General features: G+C 41.5%; 17 protein-coding genes. 7 read left to right on the plus strand and 10 right to left on the minus strand.

Annotated features, from left to right (window positions below):
• Positions 1-45: 45 nt before the first annotated feature.
• Positions 46-168, plus strand: a complete 123-nt coding sequence (locus J7I96_RS00645) for a YfhE family protein (RefSeq protein ID WP_081088510.1) — start codon at positions 46-48, stop codon at positions 166-168.
• Between the two features lie 108 nt (positions 169-276).
• Positions 277-459, plus strand: a complete 183-nt coding sequence (locus tag J7I96_RS00650) for a YfhD family protein (RefSeq protein WP_034306455.1) — start codon at positions 277-279, stop codon at positions 457-459.
• Positions 460-813: 354 nt separating this feature from the next.
• Here the strand turns inward: J7I96_RS00650 and J7I96_RS00655 are convergent, their stop codons facing one another.
• The 5 genes from J7I96_RS00655 to J7I96_RS00675 form a co-directional block, all read right to left on the minus strand.
• Positions 814-2,394, minus strand: a complete 1,581-nt coding sequence (locus tag J7I96_RS00655) for a fatty acid--CoA ligase (RefSeq protein ID WP_214923315.1) — start codon at positions 2,392-2,394, stop codon at positions 814-816.
• A gap of 131 nt (positions 2,395-2,525) precedes the next feature.
• A complete protein-coding gene (locus J7I96_RS00660) occupies positions 2,526-3,677 on the minus strand; it encodes a thiolase family protein (protein WP_214923313.1) in 1,152 nt (383 codons plus the stop codon).
• A 26-nt stretch (positions 3,678-3,703) separates the two neighbouring features.
• Entirely contained in the window at positions 3,704-4,849 is a 1,146-nt protein-coding gene (locus tag J7I96_RS00665) for an acyl-CoA dehydrogenase family protein (RefSeq protein WP_214923312.1), read from the minus strand.
• 79 nt (positions 4,850-4,928) lie between these two features.
• A complete protein-coding gene (locus J7I96_RS00670) occupies positions 4,929-5,696 on the minus strand; it encodes a 3-hydroxyacyl-CoA dehydrogenase (protein ID WP_214923309.1) in 768 nt (255 codons plus the stop codon).
• A gap of 73 nt (positions 5,697-5,769) precedes the next feature.
• On the minus strand, positions 5,770-6,165 hold the full coding sequence (locus tag J7I96_RS00675; RefSeq protein ID WP_214923305.1) for a MerR family transcriptional regulator: 396 nt from the start codon (positions 6,163-6,165) through the stop codon (positions 5,770-5,772).
• 165 nt (positions 6,166-6,330) lie between these two features.
• Here J7I96_RS00675 and J7I96_RS00680 point away from each other — a divergent pair, with 165 nt between their 5' ends.
• The 3 genes from J7I96_RS00680 (at position 6,331) to J7I96_RS00690 (ending at position 8,331) form a co-directional block, all read left to right on the plus strand.
• Positions 6,331-6,756 carry a universal stress protein gene (locus J7I96_RS00680; RefSeq protein ID WP_214923303.1) on the plus strand — a complete coding sequence of 142 codons (426 nt, stop codon included), beginning with the start codon at positions 6,331-6,333 and terminating at the stop codon, positions 6,754-6,756.
• Between the two features lie 159 nt (positions 6,757-6,915).
• On the plus strand, positions 6,916-7,797 hold the full coding sequence (gene cidR, locus J7I96_RS00685) for a cidABC operon transcriptional activator CidR (protein WP_214923300.1): 882 nt from the start codon (positions 6,916-6,918) through the stop codon (positions 7,795-7,797).
• Positions 7,798-7,959: 162 nt separating this feature from the next.
• Positions 7,960-8,331: a hypothetical protein gene (locus J7I96_RS00690; protein WP_214923298.1), complete on the plus strand. Its 372-nt coding sequence runs from the start codon at positions 7,960-7,962 to the stop codon at positions 8,329-8,331.
• Positions 8,332-8,394: 63 nt separating this feature from the next.
• Here the strand turns inward: J7I96_RS00690 and J7I96_RS00695 are convergent, their stop codons facing one another.
• From J7I96_RS00695 to J7I96_RS00715, 5 genes are all read right to left on the minus strand, one after another.
• Positions 8,395-9,117, minus strand: coding sequence for an amino acid ABC transporter ATP-binding protein (locus J7I96_RS00695; RefSeq protein ID WP_048685484.1), 723 nt, complete (start codon positions 9,115-9,117; stop codon positions 8,395-8,397).
• The gene (locus J7I96_RS00700) at positions 9,114-9,770 is read right to left on the minus strand and encodes an amino acid ABC transporter permease (protein WP_048685487.1); all 657 of its coding nucleotides are present in this window, start codon (positions 9,768-9,770) and stop codon (positions 9,114-9,116) included. The genes J7I96_RS00695 and J7I96_RS00700 overlap by 4 nt, the downstream gene beginning before the upstream one ends.
• A gap of 78 nt (positions 9,771-9,848) precedes the next feature.
• Complete coding sequence (locus tag J7I96_RS00705; RefSeq protein WP_214923295.1) at positions 9,849-10,667, minus strand: basic amino acid ABC transporter substrate-binding protein; 819 nt, start codon at positions 10,665-10,667, stop codon at positions 9,849-9,851.
• Between the two features lie 338 nt (positions 10,668-11,005).
• Complete coding sequence (locus tag J7I96_RS00710) at positions 11,006-12,025, minus strand: AI-2E family transporter (protein WP_311315198.1); 1,020 nt, start codon at positions 12,023-12,025, stop codon at positions 11,006-11,008.
• 381 nt (positions 12,026-12,406) lie between these two features.
• The gene (locus tag J7I96_RS00715; protein WP_214773588.1) at positions 12,407-12,637 is read right to left on the minus strand and encodes an excisionase family DNA-binding protein; all 231 of its coding nucleotides are present in this window, start codon (positions 12,635-12,637) and stop codon (positions 12,407-12,409) included.
• A 238-nt stretch (positions 12,638-12,875) separates the two neighbouring features.
• On the opposite strand from J7I96_RS00715, the gene J7I96_RS00720 reads away from it, so the two are divergent.
• On the plus strand, positions 12,876-13,802 hold the full coding sequence (locus tag J7I96_RS00720) for a glycine-rich domain-containing protein (RefSeq protein ID WP_214923292.1): 927 nt from the start codon (positions 12,876-12,878) through the stop codon (positions 13,800-13,802).
• Positions 13,803-13,950: 148 nt separating this feature from the next.
• The gene (locus J7I96_RS00725; protein ID WP_214923289.1) at positions 13,951-14,103 is read left to right on the plus strand and encodes a hypothetical protein; all 153 of its coding nucleotides are present in this window, start codon (positions 13,951-13,953) and stop codon (positions 14,101-14,103) included.
• Positions 14,104-14,216 lie beyond the last annotated feature (113 nt).

The raw sequence follows: 14,216 nt of genomic DNA on the forward strand, positions 1-14,216 counted from the left end.
ATTTTAGGAAAAAATAGGGATATTAAGTGAATGGAGATGATCTAATTGCTCAAAAAACACGATAAAGAAAAAAGTAACTTAACTAGTACACAAGCGATTCTTTATGCTCGCGAATTTAAAAAAGCAGATCGAGCTGGTGGATATACCGAGAAGAAATCCCGTCGTTAGGTTTGGAGTTTTTTCCCTTACATTTTGAACAGCCACTCAACACAAAATAAGCTGGAGATGATTAGTGAATTCATCTCCAGCTTATTTTATATTCCAGGGGGCGATGACATGGGACGAAATAACATACACCATAATCGAGATAAGAACAAACAGAAACTTCCTCAGGTTCCCAAAAACCTGAAAAGTGACGGACTTGACGTTGAATATTCTTCCGAACTGGCTGACCAGGAAGATATCGAGGCACAAGCCCGTGCAAATGCGGCTGACCGCCGTGCTCATAATCGCCGATAAGCAGAATAAACCAACCCAAGGGGCTGATTTACAGCCCCTTGGTTCTCTTTATTTACATAGCTTATCCACACCCTTGTGTATATTGTGGATATATTCTGAAAATACTGACAAGGAATAAGTCCATTAACTCACCTTATCAACATGAAAATAATGTTATTTCTGGATAACCCTGTGGATTATGTGGATAAAAGAGAGATTGGGCTAATCCGCCGCATTTTTGTTGTGGATAACTATTCTCTCTCCTTCATTTGTTCCACAAGATTATTATTCATAAAATAATGCATCCATATCTTTTTCCAGCGATTCTAAACTCCAACCCTAACTTGGTATTGTATCGGCTGCTGACGCCGGCATTTAAAGAAGGCTCCCTAAACCTTTGCCATCAACATTTTCCTCCAACTGTTTACGAAGCAAGAACTTTTGAATCTTCCCACTTGCGTTCCGAGGCAGCTCATTACAGAAGATATATCTCCTTGGACGCTTATAGTTCGCCAGACTATTGCTGTTCTTACACCAAGTTTCTAAATCGCTTTCGGCAAGAATTGGGTCTTTGGCTACGATGAAGGCCGTTACCGTTTCCCCCCATTGATCATCTGGCTGACCAAGTACCGCACAGTCGAGAACTCCTTGATGCTCATATAGTGTATCTTCGACTTCACGCGGATAAATATTTTCCCCTCCAGAAATAATCATGTCGTCCACACGGTCCTTGACCCATAGATATCCATCTTCATCTAGGAATCCGATGTCACCGGAATGGTACCAGCCTTTGTAAAGCGCCTTTTCGGTCTCTCTATCTTTTTGAAAGTAACCCTGCATGATACACGGCCCCTTTACAAGGATTTCCCCTGTTTCCCCAGGTTCCAGCATATCCTCGGGATCTGATGGCCCTTCGTCATTCGGACGGGCAATGATGATTTCATGATCGGAACATGCCTTGCCGGCAGAACCCGCTTTCCTAATTTGATCTTCCTCCAATAGGAGCGTTATGGCCGGCCCCATTTCAGTCATTCCACAGGCTTGGATGAACTGGATGCCGAGTTTCTCCCGACAGGCACGTACAAGGGATGGAGCCATCGGTGCTGCTCCATAAAGCCCTAACTTCAAGCTCTGGAATTTATACTCCTCCAATTTTTCCTGAATGAGCATGTTCCACATCGTAGGTGCAGCAAAAAACTTGGTGACCCCCTCGGATTCAATCAGTTCCATGACCTTTTTGGGATGAAACTGATGTAATATGACATTAGCTGCACCGACCTGTACACGAGGTAAAAAAGAGCAGTGCAATTCAGCACAATGAAACATCGGTGCAGTAATCAAACCGATATCAGAGCGTTCATACTTCATGGCCTCTATTAAAATCTCGGCTTGTTTGACCATGTCTTTATGAAGGTGAATGACCCCTTTGGGACGTCCGGTGGTCCCGCTCGTATACATGATGGCATAAATGTCATCTTCGTGCACTTCCACTTCATCTGGCTTTGAGGAGATACTGGCCAATTTTTGGCGGTAACCTTTGGCATAACCAGGCACATCCTCATCAATATACCAGAAGGCCGTTTCCGGAAATCGCTTTTCAACCGCGGCAACGTTCGTTTCCAATTCGCGTTCGAATAGAACGACCTTTGGAGCAGCGTCGTTCAAAATGAAGGCCAACTCTTCCGGCATTAAACGGAAGTTGATCGGATTAAAGATTGCACCGATTTTTGCACAGGCAAAGAACGCTGTTGCAAGCTCTTCATTGTTATAAAGGTACGTAGATACCCTATCCCCTTTTCGCACCCCTTCCGCTTGAAGGGCCGCCGCCAACCTATTCACCTGTTCATTCCATTGGATGTACGTATAGCGGATATTTCTTCTCACGTCGTAGATAGCTTCTTTAATGGGGAATTTCTGAACCGTCTGATCAAAGATATTTTTAATCGTTACTGACAAATCATTCTCCTCCTCAAGTAACCACAATCAACAGGAAGAATTCAGCAAATCCTGCCGATGGTCGACTTCATCCCTTTTTAAGCTTTTACTTTCGTGTGAATTACGAATATTCATAAATGGTTAGTCCAGCTTCAGTCCATTCTTTCAATGATGGTGGCATTCGCCATACCGTGGCCTTCACACATTGTTTGCAGCCCATAACGGCCGCCCGTCCTTTCTAATTCATGGATCATGGACACCATCAATCGGGCCCCGCTGCCTCCAAGAGGATGTCCCAATGCAATCGCCCCGCCATTTGGATTCAGCTTCTTGGGGTCTGCCCCCGTTTCTTTTAGCCAGGCAATAGGTACAGGAGCGAAAGCCTCGTTCACTTCAAAGATATCGATATCATCAATTGTAAGACCCGCTTTTTCCAAAACTTTTTGGGTGGCAGGAATCGGTCCCGTTAGCATCAGGGTGGGATCTGACCCGACAACAACCCGTGTATGCACTTTAAAGCGCGGTTTCAATCCAAGTTCTTCGGCTTTACTGCGTTCCATCAATAATAAAGCGGCGGCACCGTCACTGATTTGACTTGAATTCCCTGCATGGATTAAACCGCCTTCTTGAAATGCCGGTTTCAATCCAGCCAGCACTTCAAGCGTAGTTCCGCCCCTTGGGCCTTGATCTTCCGTAACTTCGATTTGATTTCCTTCTTTATCAGTACCCGTTACTGATATCATTTCACGGTTAAAATGACCTTCTTTTTGAGCACGTATTGCCTTGGCATGACTTTCAACGGAAAACCGATCACAATCTTCACGTGTTATTTCCCACTTATCTGCGATTCTTTCAGCTGATAAACCTTGGTTGATCACCTCGTAAAGGTCCATATACTTTTGACTTGTTACAGCACCTTGAAGATTTGACCCCATGGGAACTCGTGACATGTTTTCCACTCCGCCAGCCACTACTACATCCATATCACCCGACAGGATGGCCTGGGAAGCAAAATGGACTGCCTGCTGACTTGATCCGCATTGTCGGTCAATCGTCGTTCCCGGCACTTCAATCGGAAATCCTGCTATCAGTGCGGCAACCCTCGCTATATCACCGGCCTGTTCGCCCGACTGTGAAACGCAACCTAAAATGACATCATCGACGATAGCAGGATCGATTCCCGCCTTTTCAATGAGCTTCTTCAATACTTCCCCTGCCAAATCATCAGGACGAACGTCTTTCAAGACACCGTTTCTTCTGCCTACCGGCGTGCGAATTCCTTCAACGATAACCACTTCCCGCATATACTCTCTTCCCTTCTCATCTTTTATTATAGCCCCAGATTCTTAGCGATGATTTTCTTCATGATTTCATTTGTGCCGGCATAGATGCTTGCTACCGGGACATCCCGATACCTTCTGGCAATTTTGTATTCCTCCATATATCCATAGCCGCCATGGAGCTGCATGCATTCAATGGATATTTTTCTGGCAGTCTCCGTCAAACGCCATTTCGCCATCGAAACTTCCGTTACAACCTGCTCACCAGCCATATGTTTGGTGATCAATTGATCTAGGAAGGCACGCCCCATTTTGATCTCCGTAGCCATTTCCGCGATTTTGAATTGAGTATTTTGAAACTCACTTACAGATTTTCCGAACGCTTCCCTGCCCTTCACATACTCAATCGTATCGGCCAGCATATCCTCGGACGCGGTTTGGGCACAAATTGCCACCACAAGGCGTTCCTGCTGCAGTTTTTCCATTAAATAAATAAACCCCTTGCCTTCCTCACCAAGCAGGTTCTCCTTTGGAACACGGCAATCCTCAAAGATGAGTTCTGCTGTATCTTGACTGTGCAAGCCAAGTTTCTTCAGTTTTCTTCCCCTGGAAAACCCGGGTGTATCCCTTTCGACCACTACTAAGCTAACGCCTTTATGTTTTGGAACGGCACTGGGATCCGTTTTACAGGCAACGATGATCAAATCCGAGTGAATGCCATTTGTGATGAATGTCTTTTGGCCATTTAATATGTAATGATCTCCATCCAAAATGGCAGTCGTTTTAATATTGGCCAAATCCGAACCTGTGCCAGGCTCCGTCATGGCAATGGCTGTAATGATTTCCCCCGTCGTGCATTTAGGAAGCCAGCGCTGTTTCTGCGATTCATTTCCGTATGCGGAAATATACGGAACGGTTATATCACTGTGAAGTCCGAAACCAATAAAACCAGAACCGACTCTTTCCAATTCCTCATTAATTATGACCGCAAAGCCCCAATCTACCCCTGAGCCCCCATAATCTTCTCCTAGATCCGGACATAAAAAACCCTGTTCCCCCATTTTCACCCAAAAAGACCGGGGAATGATCCTTTCTTCTTCCCATCGTTCATAGTGAGGAACTGCTTCTTTCTCTAAAAATTTTCGGAATGACTTTCGGAAAATCTCATGATCTTCACTTAGGTATGGATGTTTCATCTGTTATATCTCCTCTCCAATTCTTTGTCAGAGGCTCTTTTCCTGGATTTAGAATGGATTGCCCTGAATAATGAACATCTTACCTTGGTGACATTCTAATGGCCCCATCCAGTCTGATGGTTTCCCCATTCAGCATTGGATTTGTTATGATGCTTTCCGTTAGTTTAGCGTACTCTTCGGGATACCCGAGCCTTGATGGGAATGGCACGGTTTTACCTAATGACGTCCTTGCTTCTTCAGGTAACGAATCGAACATCGGCGTATGGAATAGTCCGGGTGCAATCGATACGACACGTATCCCTTTGGTGGCAAGCTCCCTTGCGATTGGCAGCGTCATACCGACAATCCCTCCCTTGGAGGCACTATATGCCGCTTGTCCGATTTGTCCTTCAAAGGCAGCGACCGAAGCTGTATTGATGATGACTCCACGCTCCCCCTCTTGATTCGGTTCATTTTCGACCATTTTTTCCGCCGCAAGCCGGATTACGTTAAATGTACCGACCAAATTGATTTGCACAACCTTTGAGAACGTTTTCAATTCATGGATGCCTTTCCTGCCTATGACCTTCTCTGCAATGGCAATGCCTGCACAGTTGATGACAGCATTGATGCTACCGAATTTTTTTATTCCTGCTTCCAATGCTACCGATACGCTTTCTTCGCTAGTTACATCCGTTTTAATAAACAGGACAGAATCTCCCAACTCCTGAGCCACTTTAGCGCCATTCTCTTCCGAGAGGTCAAATATGACCGCTTTTCCACCTTTTTTAATGATGTTCCTTACTGTCGCGGCTCCCAGACCTGAAGCTCCGCCTGTCACAACTGCAATGGTTTCTTGAATTTCCAAATTCTCACCCCATTTGTTTCTAGAATATATATTCATCTTTCACTACCATCAAAACCTATTTTCAAGATTAATTTCACCCCTTGCCTGTTTTATCGTTCATTTTCAAGTCATGAAGGGTTTCGGTAAAGCCTTTGATTACCTGTTCGAAATCCTGCTTCAACCCATCCAGCTCTTTAATGCGTTCATTTATTTCGTTCAGCTTCTGTCCTGCAGTTTCAATCGTTTTTTCCAATTGCTTTATGCCTGTCCTATCCTTATCGAATAAAAGGACGATATCCTTTATTTCCATTAACGAAAAACCATACTTCTTACCGCGCATTATGATTTTGAGCTGTGCATATTCTTTCTTTCCATAAACTCTTTTTCCCGTTTCGGTACGCTTTGGCCTAAGCATACCCAGTTCCTCATAATATCGGAGGGTCCTTGTCGTCAATCCGAATTCTTTTGCTAACTGAGAAATGGTGTACATGTTAAAACCACACTTTGCAAAGGGATTATTTACCTTTATTTTAACATTAACGTTAACGTAAACTTCAATGAAATATTCACAAAATTTATAATATATGAAACTATATGAACGATTTAAATTGATATACTATGGGTATATTCTTTTAAAGAAGGGAATGATCGATCAATGCTATGTTCAAAAATATTAGTTGCTTATGATGAATCTGAATTGGCCCTCAAGTCTTTGGAAAAAGCGATTGAATTAGCGAAGCTGGATCCCGCTATCGAAATCCAGGTGCTTCACGCTGTTACGCTGCCAATCAAGCCAAATATATATGGCAATGCTTTTCAGGAAATTGAACAATCCATGCTTAAGTATGGTAAGGAAGTAATTAAAAAAGCGGAAGCGCTTTTATCCGAAATCCCGAATCCATCCCAAACATTTGTATTAGAGGGTTCAGCCATCACAACTTTATTGGAACATGCAAAATCCGAGAATTGTGACCTTATTATCATGGGGAGCCGCGGATTGAGCGGCTTCAAGGAATTCCTGGGCAGCGTGAGCCACTATATCGTTCAACATTCTCCAGTCCCTGTCTTGTTGGTCAAATAAAACTTACGGCAGATATGGCCAGCCCCTTCATAGGCTGGGTTCCCCTTTGGAATCCAGCTTATTCATGCGTACATGAACTCCAAACTTATCATGTTTTACAAACACTTCCGTTTACGGGTAAAATGAAACTAATTTCAAACGAGGATAACAGGTGACGCAATGGATATTAAACATTTGCAATACTTCATAGAGGTTGCCAATTTCAATAGCTTCACTCGGGCTGCCGATCATTTATTCATTACCCAGCCGACCATCAGCAAGATGATCAAAAACCTGGAAACCGAGCTAGGTGTTGAGCTTTTTGATCGTTCACGTAAGCAACTGATTTTGACCGATGCAGGCAGGGTTGTCTTGGAGCAAGCAAAATTGATAGATAAGGCCTTTCACAATTTAGAAACGGAAATGGACAATTTATTAGGTTTAAAAAAGGGACATATACGCATCGGGCTGCCGCCGATCATCGACGCTTCTTTCTTCCCCCGAATTCTTAGCCGTTTTCACCAGGACTATCCCAATATCACCTTTCAATTAGTAGAGGATGGTTCAAAGAAAATAGAAGAATCCGTCCAAAATGATTTAATCGATATAGGCGTAATAGTCCTGCCAACCAACAACGCGCTTTTTCACCATTTTGCTTTTTTGGAAGAAGACATCAACTTGATAATTCACCCCTCCCATCCCCATGCTTGTGGGGAAGAAATTGATTTGGCCGACTTGCAAAATGAATCTTTCATCTTATTCAATAAAGATTACGTCCTTCGGGATCTCATCATTTCATCCTGTAATGAAGCTGGTTTTTCTCCGCATATCGTTACTGAAAGCTCACGCTGGGATTTTATTGAGGAAATGGTTTACTGTAAACTTGGCGTTGCTCTATTACCGGAAAGTTTATGTCGACATGATGAACGCGTAAAGACAATCAGGGTTAGAAACCCCTCCATTAGTTGGAATTTAGGATTCATATGGAGTAAGGACCATTACCTTTCATACGCTGCAAAAGAATGGCTGAAATATACTAGGGAAGCATTGTCCCATAAGTAGTGGATCATCCAGCATGATCGATGTAAGCACTATCATAGATTTGGGTTATGTACATGATAACATCTAACCATTTTACAATGCGTTACGGCGGGGGTAGACTAGTATGAGTAAAAAGCACGTTAAATGCTGATGGATTCCATATGTTCTAAAAAGGAGATATTCATGATCACTTTATCTAATGTCGATGAGTTACAGGCATCAGAAGCAGCTCTGGGGAAAATTAAAAATTCATACCCCGAACTATTTAATAAACTGCTCCATGTCGTTGCCTTAACACGGGCTCTTCAATTTAAATATCAATTTATGGGCACGTTAATCATGGATGAAAATCCTAACGAATACACCCCTGAATTCGTTATGCCCTCCATTATCGAATTATATATAGAAGAAGTTCAAAAGTTAAAGGATGATCCGAATATCCAGGTATTACTTCAGACCTTCTCTCAAAGTAAAAGTATTGGATATGCCAAAATCAGTATGCTTGTGCTCGGTAAAAGCCCTGAATCGCTTTTAGGAGCTTCATGCATCAAATGAGGCCCCCTGATATGCCCCGAAAAAAAACCTCCCATAATGGAAGGTTTTTTTCTATACGTGTAATTAAAGCACTTTACTCAAAAAGGCTTTAGTTCTTTCCTGCTGGGGATTATTAAAAATCTCACTAGGAATATTTTCTTCAATAATATAACCTTCGTCCATGAAAATCACGCGATCTCCAACTTCTTTTGCAAACCCCATCTCATGGGTCACAACTACCATTGTCATGCCTTCCTTAGCCAGTTGCTTCATGACCTCAAGGACTTCACCGACCATTTCCGGATCCAGGGCGGAAGTGGGCTCGTCGAATAGCATGATTTTGGGTTCCATCGCCAACGCCCTGGCAATTGCGACGCGTTGCTTTTGTCCACCTGATAATGAATCCGGATATGCGTTCGCTTTCTCTGCAAGTCCCACTTTCTTAAGAAGTTCCATACCTCTTTGGGATGCCTGTTCTTTGGATATCTTGCGGACCTTTATAGGCGCCAGCATTATATTCTCAAGAACAGTCTTATGTGGAAATAAGTTAAAATGCTGAAATACCATGCCAACTTCCGTCCGGACTTTATTGATATTGACCTTCTTGTCTGTCGTATCAAGCCCTTCAATGAAAATATGGCCTCCCGTTATCGTTTCAAGTTGATTGATGCATCTGAGAAAAGTGGATTTACCCGACCCAGAAGGACCAATTACCACGACTACTTCCCGAGGGGAAACGATTGCATTGATATTTTTCAATACATCATTTTCACCAAATGACTTCTTTAGATTCTCCACCTTTATCATTCTGTTTTCAACCTTCTTTCGAGTCTATTTAATACGAAACTTAAAATGAGGGTCAGGAATAGATAGATGAAGGCACAAGCCAAGTATGGCTCCCACACTTTAAAGTACTGACTCCCCATCGCTTTCCCCCAATACATTAATTCCGGGGCAGCAATGACACAAAGCAGGGATGAATCCTTCAACAATACGATGAATTCATTTCCTAACGGAGGAATCATTCGTTTGAAAGCTTGAGGCAATACAACATGTATCATTGTTTGGGCATGGGTCATCCCCAATGAACGCGCCCCTTCCATTTGCCCTTTATCGATGGATTGAATGCCCGCCCGGAAAATTTCTGCGATATACGCGGCTGCATTTAACGATAAAGCAATGACACCGGCGGTTACTGCATTCGTTTCCCCGGTAAAAAAGGGCACGATTCCAAAATGGATTAAAAAGATTTGAACTAAAAGCGGTGTTCCGCGAAAGACCGTGACATAACCGTAAAATGGAAGGGCGAGCACTTTGTTTCTCATGATTTTCCCTAAACCGATCAATAACCCCAAAAAGGTTCCGATAAGGATGGAGGAAACCGAAAGCCCAATAGTAAGCAATGTCCCTTTTAATAAGAAAGGAGCATATTCAAAAATAATATCCCAGCGAAAACTCATTTCGTTCCCCTCCTAAAGACCAAAAAAACTGCGTAACTTCACACGTAAAGTTACGCAATCTTTTACTATCCATTTTTTTTATTGTTGTGCTTTCAACGTTTCAATATCTGGATCAGTACCAAACCACTCTTTATAAATTTCTGCATATTTCCCATTTTCATAAATGGCATTCACGGCTTTATCGAACTCCGATTTCAATTCACTGCCTTTTGGGAACATAAGACCATAAAACTCCTCATTGAAACTATTGCTGTCTTCAACGACTTTCAGTTTTTGATCGGGGTTATTTTTCACATATTCTTCAACAACCGTATTATCAGCTACGACAGCCGATGCTCCGCCTTTCAGTAGTTCCTGAATGGCCAGGTTATTATTTTCGAATTTTTTGATATCCTTGTGATTCTTTCCAAGTAGCTTCTCTACCGCTTCCTGTCCTGTAGTACCGGTCTGAACGGCAATGACGTTCCCTTTCAATTCATCTCCAGATTTTATATCACTATCCTCAGGAACGAGAATTTTGTTTGTGGATAAGAAATACGGAACCGAGAAGTCATAAGATTGTTTTCTTTCATCATTCACTGTAATCGCAGATATGGCGACATCCGCTCTCTTACCTTCGATTTCAACAAAAATCGGATCCCAACCAACACTTTCCAATTTAACTTCATATCCCGCTTCTTTTGCAACGGCATGGATGAAATCAACATCGAAGCCTACAATCTTATCGCCTTCAAGATATTCAAATGGAGCATAGTTGGCGTCAGTCACGATCCTGAGTGTTTTCCCATTGGACTCTTCTTCTTTACCAGTTGTCGAGACTTCCTTATCCTTCCCGCATCCTGTTACCAGTAACAAAGAAGCAACCATGGCAAACACTAAAAAAGAAACCTTTTTCAAAATAATCCCCTCTTCTCTCTCGTAAACTCTCTTTTTTTTAAAAAAACAGATAAATCTAACTTTAGAGAACATTCAGTATATTCTTTTAAGAATATTATACGTTTATTTGTTTTTTTATGCAATAAAAAGTCGATAAATAACTTTAGCAAAATAAAAATTTAATTAATTAACTTGGTAAATCAAAAACGCAACTATACTCTAATGGGGAAAGATGCAGTCTTTTATCCTTTACTAGAATTAATGGATATTATATTGAAAACAGATAGTGCCACCGTTCAAAAGTTTTAATGGAACAAAAATAAGCAGCCGCCATATTAGTGGCCGCTGCTTAAGTGATTTTAAGGGACTTCCTTATTCCCCTCTTCAATATCCAACATATCCAACAGGAAGATGAAGATCGGTATTCCGATGATCAATCCCCATATTCCAAGGAAATGCTCGGAAAACAATAGGATGATGAAGGTGAAAAATGTTGGAAGATTCGTTTTTGCCGACATGAATTTTGGATTCAAAATATAGCTTTCAATTGCATGGATCACAACAATCATGATTAATACCGCAATCACTTTGGGCATGCCGCCGATACTATAGGCAATCATGCTAAGCGGGATGAGGGAGATGATGACCCCTGCAACCGGAATCAAACCCAGGAAGAAAATCATGATCCCTAGACCGAGCAACTGCGGGAAGCCAAGAATCCATAAGAAAGTGACGGATAGGACGGCATTCGTGATGGCTATCAAGAACTGGACCTCAATCACCTTTCCGAATGAATTGATGAATTTGACGCCAAAATGGCTTAAGTTTATAAAGAAAGATTTAAATTTGGCCCGCTTGAATTTAGAAGTGAAGCGAATGATTTTATCTTTTTCCAATAAGAAAAAAAGACTAAGCAACATGGAAATGAAAATTTGAAATGCCAGTTTACCGAAATCGGATATATAAAGATAGAGTGTATTCATCTGTGTTTGTAGATCGAGCGGAGATTTCAGCTCGTTCATTATATTAATGGCATATTGAATGACCCTGCTATCTGGTGGATGTTGAAAGAAGAAAACGATCTGTGTCACTAATTCCGTGAATTGTAGCGTAATGACCGGTAGATATTTATAAAGAACGATGGCTAAACAAGAAATGACGACTACATATAAAAAGCTTATAACAACCTTGGAATTGATATGCATCACTTTATTCAGCCGAATCATGATAATTTGCTCCAGCCTTCCCATCAGGAAAGTGAAAACAAATGTGAATAACACGATATTAACCATACTTCCGATGCTAATTAAAAAGAGGACCAACACAATTAATGTAATTAACCTTGAAAAACCTTCGCTTTGCAAATACTCTTTTACCACTTACCTATCTCCTAACTACCGTTCTGCCGTAATAATTCCTTTACCTTTCATTTTACACGGAATTGAGGAATTCTACTACAATTACCTTCCATTGACAACAAAATTATTTGAATGATCAGTAAAACCCATGAAGGAGACGTCATTAATATTTTTCTGGCAGATTCGATCTTTTACCCCAAGCCATTTCTGCATGAAAAAACATCTGCCAAATCGTCAGATGCCAGGCCTTGGACAAACTCAATGAAAATCGAGTATATCTTAGGTTCTTTATTGGTTTGTTCAATTTGGGCGTTGATTTATGCTCCAGGCACGCGCTTTTCCAAGCAGGAGTCTTTCACCTTTCCCCTTTTTGAAACTCATCATTTGCTAAATGGACGGATGCTAATCTTCATCCTTCACATCGATATCTTCTGGGATGGGCTCGTTATAATAATCCGCTAATTGCTTCTTATATTTCTCCATCTGTTCAAGATGCATATTAAACTGCTCTTTAAAAATCAAATGCTGCTCACCATCATGAACGGTGCGAATTTTATTTTGAATGATCAAATTTTCTATATAAGATTCCGGCATCGATAGATATTCCGCAGTCTCTTTTACTGTCAAGTACATGCCTTCACCCCTTTTCCTCTCTAACTATACTAGATATGGGGCATTATTTGAAGTGCCTGATTTTCATTGCATGGCAAGGAAAGTGACGAAACTGTTCCAGGGTTTTGGCATGAAACCTCCGCAGCTTAATCGTTTTCAGCCAAGGGAACATTTTGGATAAATAACTTACAATCACCCCCAAGTAGATGTAAGATAATGTTAAAGCAATATATCCATAGATTAAGAGGAGTGGACAAAAATGACCTTCTTTTATGTCATTCTTGCGGCAATTTTTGCTGTTTTCCTGGTCAATTTCGTTAAAGGGCTAAGTGAACCGGCTAAAATGGAACGCTATCAAAATGAATTCCGTAAATACCGTGAAGAAACTTTAGATATTCATGCAACGGAAATCGTTTCAGAAGCATTGATAGAAAAGCTTAATAAAGCACTGGATTTCGATTATATGGAAAAAGTCAATATTGAGTTCCGACTTCAGCATCCACGGGACTCACAGTTAAAGGTCAATCAGGCCTGGCGTGAATTGAAACGCTATTTGATTATGGCTGCAGTGTTTGGAAAAGTTGAAATGTTTAATTCAGCCATCGATGAGTTGTGGCATATCATGCTGAAATATGGACGGGAATATGATGAGTTTTGCCAGGCTTTCATCGGTAGGACCATTCAGCACCATCCTCATTCTGAACCCGTTTTCAAACCCGAAGAGCGCACTCTTTTTGACTTTTACTATGTACAGCTATTTACGGTGGACACCCATTCCATTCAAAAGTGGGGAAAATTTTTCAAACATGATAAAGGGCTAAAGCTTCTCCGCGATTTTGAAACGTTGGAGCTGGAGCAGTTAAAAGGGAAATATATGCGGAAACCGACAAGTATACAAGCGGAACGGACCTTTGAAGCCTTCACTTCACAATTTAAAGAAAATCGCCCCATGACAGAATTGAATGGGCGGAAAACCTACGACCAGACGGACTACGCAGCTCCTGCCTATTTCACTTATGCAAGCACAGATGATTTTGACAGCGAATTTAAAGATATATTCGGGAATGAACCGAACACGGTTTCCTCCGGATCCGGCCATGTCGATCATGGTGGCCATACCGGTTCCCATGACAGCAGTTCTGATTCGTCTTCCAGCTGTTCTTCATGCAGTTCTTGTTCGTCTTGAGTTTATCGCTTGGAGAAATCCAAGCGTTTTTGTATACACAAGCATTAGATGAAATGGATTGATCAGGCTTACGAAAATCCAGACCAGTTTTTTTCTATGCAAATTTGGAAAGTAAAAAAAATTAGTGCAAGGATTAACTGAAGATCGAGTGAAATTAATTCAAGAACTAGAAAAATACAGAAATGTCCTATCACCATTTTTAATTAATGTTTTGCAAACTAATATAGATCAGTGGGAAATAGAAATTCATGATTGGGAAGAGGAAATAAAAAAAATAGAAGCAGAGAAAGAGAGCTTTTAAGTGCTCTCGGTTTGCAGGCAAAATGGGGTTCGGAATTTATAAATTCCGAACCCCATTGAATTGTCGTCCAAGGTTAAGAGCCTTGGTATCTGACGCATTCCATTTTCTTCTTC

The sequence above is a fragment of the Bacillus sp. ISL-78 genome, from assembly GCF_018613455.1.
Classification (GTDB): Bacteria; Bacillota; Bacilli; order Bacillales; family DSM-1321; genus Peribacillus; species Peribacillus frigoritolerans.

Coding starts and splice junctions, on each gene's coding strand:
- J7I96_RS00660 (WP_214923313.1), bottom strand. CDS start 3,677: ATGCGGGAAGTGGTTATCGTTGAAGGAATTCGCACGCCGGTAGGCAGA.
- J7I96_RS00720 (WP_214923292.1), top strand. CDS start 12,876: ATGACCTTCTTTTATGTCATTCTTGCGGCAATTTTTGCTGTTTTCCTG.
- J7I96_RS00680 (WP_214923303.1), top strand. CDS start 6,331: ATGCTATGTTCAAAAATATTAGTTGCTTATGATGAATCTGAATTGGCC.
- J7I96_RS00695 (WP_048685484.1), bottom strand. CDS start 9,117: ATGATAAAGGTGGAGAATCTAAAGAAGTCATTTGGTGAAAATGATGTA.
- J7I96_RS00650 (WP_034306455.1), top strand. CDS start 277: ATGGGACGAAATAACATACACCATAATCGAGATAAGAACAAACAGAAA.
- J7I96_RS00715 (WP_214773588.1), bottom strand. CDS start 12,637: ATGTACTTGACAGTAAAAGAGACTGCGGAATATCTATCGATGCCGGAA.
- J7I96_RS00700 (WP_048685487.1), bottom strand. CDS start 9,770: ATGAGTTTTCGCTGGGATATTATTTTTGAATATGCTCCTTTCTTATTA.
- cidR (WP_214923300.1), top strand. CDS start 6,916: ATGGATATTAAACATTTGCAATACTTCATAGAGGTTGCCAATTTCAAT.
- J7I96_RS00690 (WP_214923298.1), top strand. CDS start 7,960: ATGATCACTTTATCTAATGTCGATGAGTTACAGGCATCAGAAGCAGCT.
- J7I96_RS00665 (WP_214923312.1), bottom strand. CDS start 4,849: ATGAAACATCCATACCTAAGTGAAGATCATGAGATTTTCCGAAAGTCA.
- J7I96_RS00675 (WP_214923305.1), bottom strand. CDS start 6,165: ATGTACACCATTTCTCAGTTAGCAAAAGAATTCGGATTGACGACAAGG.